Source organism: Candidatus Latescibacter sp. (assembly GCA_030692375.1).
GTDB lineage: Bacteria > Latescibacterota > Latescibacteria > Latescibacterales > Latescibacteraceae > JAUYCD01.
In genome coordinates, this window is sequence record JAUYCD010000103.1 from 1 (window position 1) to 5,703 (window position 5,703).

Consider the following 5,703-nt stretch of genomic DNA (forward strand, 5'->3'; position numbering starts at 1 on the left):
AACCCGTATCGTCGGAGAATTACTCCTTGATAGCATCTATCTCGTTGAAATACTTACCATTCCTTTCGATAGATTCAAGACAATTACTCAAAAACAGCAACAGTTGTCTTTACCTCTCAAATTTTAACCGGACAGTTATGAGTTCAAATAAAAAAAGCCCCCTTAAAGGAGGAAAGGGGGCTTATCTATTACAAGGGTAAAAAAGGGGGAAGAGAGAAAAAATACATCTATAATTAAGGTTTAAGGTACTACCGCGTTTACGAAGGGATCACATTTTCTATGAAATTGTCCCTGAACTATCCGGTAGTACCTCAAATGTGAGCTTTATATACGCTAAGAATATGCCAAATAATAAAGATAAATAAAAATATTCATGATAAATACTTAAATCTCCATATTTATCAAATACTTAAAAAAAAGTACTATCCCTTTGCATGGAAAATGGAAAAATCGATTGAAAGGGAAAATGTACTGTTATTCGTCTCAAATGTGAGAACAGTAAGATGGGAAAATAATGTTTTAGCTGGTAAAAAATTATAATACAATATTTTGCAGTTATTTCTCACTATTGACACTGTGTCTCATGGTTGAGATGGACATTGTCATATCAGCTTTTTTCAGCCGACGGTAAAGGGTCGCCCGGCTCATTCCCAGCTTTTTTGCTGCCAGTGATACATCCCCTTTTGCCAGAAGGATCGCTTCGCGGAAGAGTTTGCGCGAGGAATCGTCCCGTGTGCGGTGTATCTCTGCTAAATCGTCGGAGATAGTAGTTCCTGTCACCTCTTCATCCATCCGGTCTTTCAAACTGGACGGGATATCATCCCAGGAGATAGTTTTTGATTGGGCGATAAGGACGGCATGTTCGAGGGCATTTTCCAATTCCCGTATATTCCCTTGCCAGGAATAATCCATAAGTTTTTTGAGTACTCCGGGATCGATTCCGGCGATCTGTTTTCCCGAGGATTTGGAGAATTTTTCGATAAAAAATTGTATGAACTCAGGTATATCGATCTTGCGGTCGCGCAGAGGAGGTATCTGGATGGTCAGAACATTGAGGCGCCAGAACAGTTCCTCGCGGAACTCCCCATTCTGGATGGCTTTTTTCAGATCGCGGTTGGTGGCGGCGATTACGCGAGCGGATACCGGTATTATGTGCTCCGAGCCGACTCGCTGGATCATCTTTTCCTGGAGAACCCGCAAAAGTTTCATCTGGAGATCGAGAGGCATATCCCCGATCTCATCCAGAAAGATAGTGCCTCCGGTGGCCTGTTCGAATTTGCCGATGTAGCCTCCCTTGCGGGCGCCGGTAAACGCCCCTTCGGCATACCCGAACAGTTCGCTTTCGATCAAATCTTTGGGAATGGCGGCGCAGTTCACCGGTATGAAAGGGCCATCCGCCACTAGTGAAGCGTTATGGACAGCCTGGCTGAACAGCTCCTTTCCCGTGCCGCTCTCGCCTATGATGAGCACGTTTGAATTGGTCGGGGCGGCGAGCCGGGCCAGTTTCACTGTTTCCGCAAGGGAGGTGGAATGCCCGATGATGTCTTCGAAGGTATAGCGTGGACGCTGTGAGGTGAACCGTGAGAGCAGCTTCACCGTATCCTCCATGGGGCGGAAGGATATCACGCTTCCACGGTGTTCCCCTGAAGCGTCCCGGAAAGAACGAGTGGTCACCACTGCCGCGAACTTGCTGGCCGGGGTGATGAATGTCACAACACGGTTGTCGAGATCGTTGCCCTGTGAAATAATGCTGGCCAGAGATGGTTTGTATGAGGTAATCGCATCTATGTTCCGTGAACCGCGCGCGGAATCATCCAGGCCGAGCGACTTGCGGGCAAGATTGTTGAAATCCTGTATGATACCGTTTTCATCCACAGCTATGATGCCGTTGGTGATTGAATTGAAAATCGCGGTTATCCGGGCGTACATGGTATCGATGACATCCAATTTTTTCTGATTTTCATCGGCCAGCCGCTTCATTTCCGTATGGATGACCGCATTCTCGATGGCCAGGGCGGATAATCCCGCTATGTGCAGGAGTACATCGACGCCGATAGAGAGGAACAGTCCCTTCGGATCGTCATTCTCCTTGTCAATGCCGAAAAGGCTGATCACTCCGAGGCTCTTGTTACGGTTGATCAGGGGAAGGCATATATTCCACTGGTCGCGCCCGGAAGTGTCCGGAAAAGGTTTGGCTGTATCGATGGTACGGATTTTGGGTTCGCCGGTCAAAAAACAACTGGCAGCGGTCTCCCGGGGATAATTCTTCACAAAAGTGGATTTAAGACCGTAGGAAGTGGTTTTGGTTACCGTTCCCTTGCTGTCCATGAGATAGATGATGACCCCGTTTATTCCGAAACTGTTGGCGATCTCCCAGGCCAGTTCATCGAGGATAACGTCCAGATCGAGCGACGATGAAACCGTACCGGCAATCTTGTTCGAGAGTTCCAGGAGCTTGGCCTTGTATTCAAGGTTTTCATATTCCTGAGCGTGCTTTATCGAGCCTGCGATGCTTGCAGTAAAATTATTCAGCTCCTGCGCCTCTCTCTCGGTGAATTCACGCTCCACCTTGCTCCGGATGTTGACCACTCCGAGAAGCTCATCGTTCCAGAGAATGGGCACTGAAAGAATCGATGGGTATTTTTCATCTTCCGAATAGGCGGAATAAAAGCTCCGGGGATCTTTCAGGATATTTTTAGAGGTCAGGTATTTCCGGGTTTTCGCCACCATCCCGGTGATACCCTGGCCGATGGAAATCCGCACGTTTCCGATGGCGATGGGGTCAAGACCGATGCTGATGCGGAGCACCAGGGTGTCGGTCTCCGGCTCCTTGAGGAAGATGAGCACATCATCCACCGAAAGGTACTCGCCGATGATGCGGGCAAGGAGCTCCAGCCGCTCTTCGACCACCAGCGGGGCGTTCGCCAGTTTCATGGCGTGGGTGAGGAGCACTTTCGATCGGATGGCATCGAATCCTTCCGATTTTGTCTCGCCGGTAGTCATTTCTTATTTCTCTTTCTGCACCATGTAATGCATATGCAACTCGGTATGCCCCAGCCGCTCCGCGCTGGTCCTTTTTCCACCGAAGGTAATTTTTTCGGCAGAGACAATACTCCCCGAATCACACGGTAATGGTTTGCACCCGGTCGGACCCGATGGAAACATACTTGATGGGTGTTTCCACGAATTCGCTGATTCGGGCGAGGTACATCCTGGCCGCTGCGGGAAGGTCCTGGAAAAGCCGTATATCGCGGGTTGATGTCATCCAGCCGGCATGGGTTTCGTAAACCGGCTCTACTTCTCCAAGTACAGTGATATCCGCAGGGAAATTATCGAGAATCCTGCCGCCATACCTGTATCCGGTGCATATTTTTATCTCCGGCAGCGTATCGAGAACATCCAGCTTGGTGACCGCCAGAGAACTGAGACCGTTTATACGGGCGGCATAGCGGCCGATGATCCCGTCAAACCAGCCGCACCGCCTGGGCCGTCCTGTAGTGGCGCCGTACTCGCCTCCGATGTCACGGATCATCTGGGCGAATTCGCCGTCAAATTCGGTAGGGAAAGGGCCGTTGCCCACCCGGGTGGTATATGCCTTCATCACGCCGATCACCTCGTCCACGCTGGTGGGGCCTATGCCGGTGCCGATGCAGGCAGCGCCGGCGATGGTGTTGGAGGATGTCACATACGGATATGTTCCATGGTCGATATCGAGAAGAGCGCCCTGTGCGCCCTCGAAGAGGATATTCTTTCCGGCTTTCATGGCATCATGGAGGAGCACGGAAATGTCTTTTACAAACGGATCGATTTTACGGTCGAATTCCAGGAATGCTTCCACAATCTCATCGAGGTTCAGAGGTTCATATCCGTAAATCTTGGTAATAATGTCGTTGGCGTCCCGAACGTTGATTTCAAGTTTTTCCACCAGCACTTTGCGGTTCAGGAGATCGACGATACGGATGCCGACACGGGCGGCTTTGTCACGGTAAGCGGGACCGATGCCTCTCCCGGTGGTGCCGATCGAATTTTTGCCCTTGTATTTTTCCGCCGCCTCATCGAGAAGTTTGTGATAGGGCATGACGATATGCGCTTTCTGGCTGATAAAGAGCCTTCCATCGACATCTATTCCCCGCTTTTTCAACTCGGCGATTTCATTCATCAGCGCCGAAGGATCGACTACCACACCGTTGCCGATTATACATATTTTATCCGGGTACATGATGCCTGCCGGGATGAGATGGAATATGAATTCATTGCCATCGACAATCACCGTATGACCGGCATTCGCCCCGCCCTGAAAACGAACAACATAATCGGCGTCAACAGCAAGAAAATCAACAATTTTTGCTTTTGCTTCATCTCCCCACTGGGAACCAACTACAATTTTTACCGACATGGCGCTCCTCAGAAACAGGCAAAAAAAATCTTCGAGCGCTTTGCTCGAATTACATCATATGATACAGTTGAACTGAGAGAGAGTCAAGAGAAAAAATGAGCGTTTTTGGATTGCAAACGTAGGGCATCAGAATATATTCAATACTGTCCGGAAACGGACAGTACATGTACGAAACCGGACAGTTTATAACCTTCACATAAAACATAGAATAGTATAACTATTTGATTTTATACAATATATAATACTGGCATATTATTTGCTACATAAATTATACATGACGATATTTTATTGCGTTTCTTTTCAAATTAGATGCCGAAACAAGTTCGGCATGACACGTGTCATCCTGAACTCGTTTCAGGATCTAAACAATCAAAACATGCGCAATTATTTATGTCGTTATATATAGCATTGCAACACTCATTAGAGTATACTGTATAATAAGAATCCACCTGAACAGATGCAGGAGGAATGGTCATGAAATTATTTCACATCCTCGTTCTGGTTTCCTCTATCATTTTCTTCTCTCCTTATGTCTTCGCTGAAGGAGTATGGAATGTTTATACCGATTGCAACCGAGTTTACGATATGTCGGTTAATGGCCAGGTGGTCTGGTGCGCCACTTCCGGCGGAGTGGTGCGCTGGAACGGGGCTGACGGCTCGGCAGTGAGATATACTTCTTTGGACGGCCTCCCCGGAAATTTTGTAACAGCCATAACGATAGACCATTCCGTCGTTATATGGTGCGGCAGCGACTGGGGCGGAATTGCCTCTTTTGAAGGTTCAGCATGGAAGTTCCACCCCAATGACAGCCTCTCCGGCCAGTGGGTTGAAGAAATAGCGGCGGATAAAGACAACAACCTGTGGATCGCCTCATACCGTCTGTGGTTTTTTGACCGTAAAACGAAAAAATATAATAAGTATCAAATGACAGGGCCGGTGAATGCATTGGCAATTGACGGAGAGAATGTACTGTGGCTGGGAACGGATAACGGCGCGGCAAGTTTTGACGGAACAGCATGGAAAACGTATACTGTGCAGAACGGCCTGGCGGATAATCATGTAAATACTGTGGCCGTGGATAAAAAAGAGGTAAAATGGTTTGGGACGAATCGTGGTGTTACGAGCTTCGACGGAACGATATGGAAAACTTTTACCCTGGAGAACAGCAAGATACCTGGTCGGGTATATGACATTTCTTTTGACGCCGGGAACAATGCATGGTTCGGCACAACCAAGGGCTTGTCTTTTTTTGACGGTGTTTCCTGGAAATCGTACACGCCGGAGAACAGCGGCCTTGAGGTCGGTGA

General features: G+C 48.4%; 3 protein-coding genes. 1 reads left to right on the top strand and 2 read right to left on the bottom strand.

Annotated elements, in window-relative coordinates:
- Positions 1 to 555 precede the first annotated feature (555 nt).
- The gene (locus Q8O92_06310) at positions 556 to 3,003 is read right to left on the bottom strand and encodes a sigma 54-interacting transcriptional regulator (GenBank protein MDP2982921.1); all 2,448 of its coding nucleotides are present in this window, start codon (positions 3,001 to 3,003) and stop codon (positions 556 to 558) included.
- Between the two features lie 118 nt (positions 3,004 to 3,121).
- The gene (locus Q8O92_06315; protein MDP2982922.1) at positions 3,122 to 4,396 is read right to left on the bottom strand and encodes an adenylosuccinate synthase; all 1,275 of its coding nucleotides are present in this window, start codon (positions 4,394 to 4,396) and stop codon (positions 3,122 to 3,124) included.
- A 474-nt stretch (positions 4,397 to 4,870) separates the two neighbouring features.
- On the opposite strand from Q8O92_06315, the gene Q8O92_06320 reads away from it, so the two are divergent.
- Positions 4,871 to 5,703, top strand: an 833-nt coding sequence (locus Q8O92_06320) for a hypothetical protein (protein ID MDP2982923.1), incomplete at its 3' end; no start/stop codon positions are given.

Bases quoted from the DNA above. Each gene is read 5' to 3' on its own strand.
- Q8O92_06310 (MDP2982921.1), bottom strand. From the start codon at position 3,003: ATGACTACCGGCGAGACAAAATCGGAAGGATTCGATGCCATCCGATCG.
- Q8O92_06315 (MDP2982922.1), bottom strand. From the start codon at position 4,396: ATGTCGGTAAAAATTGTAGTTGGTTCCCAGTGGGGAGATGAAGCAAAA.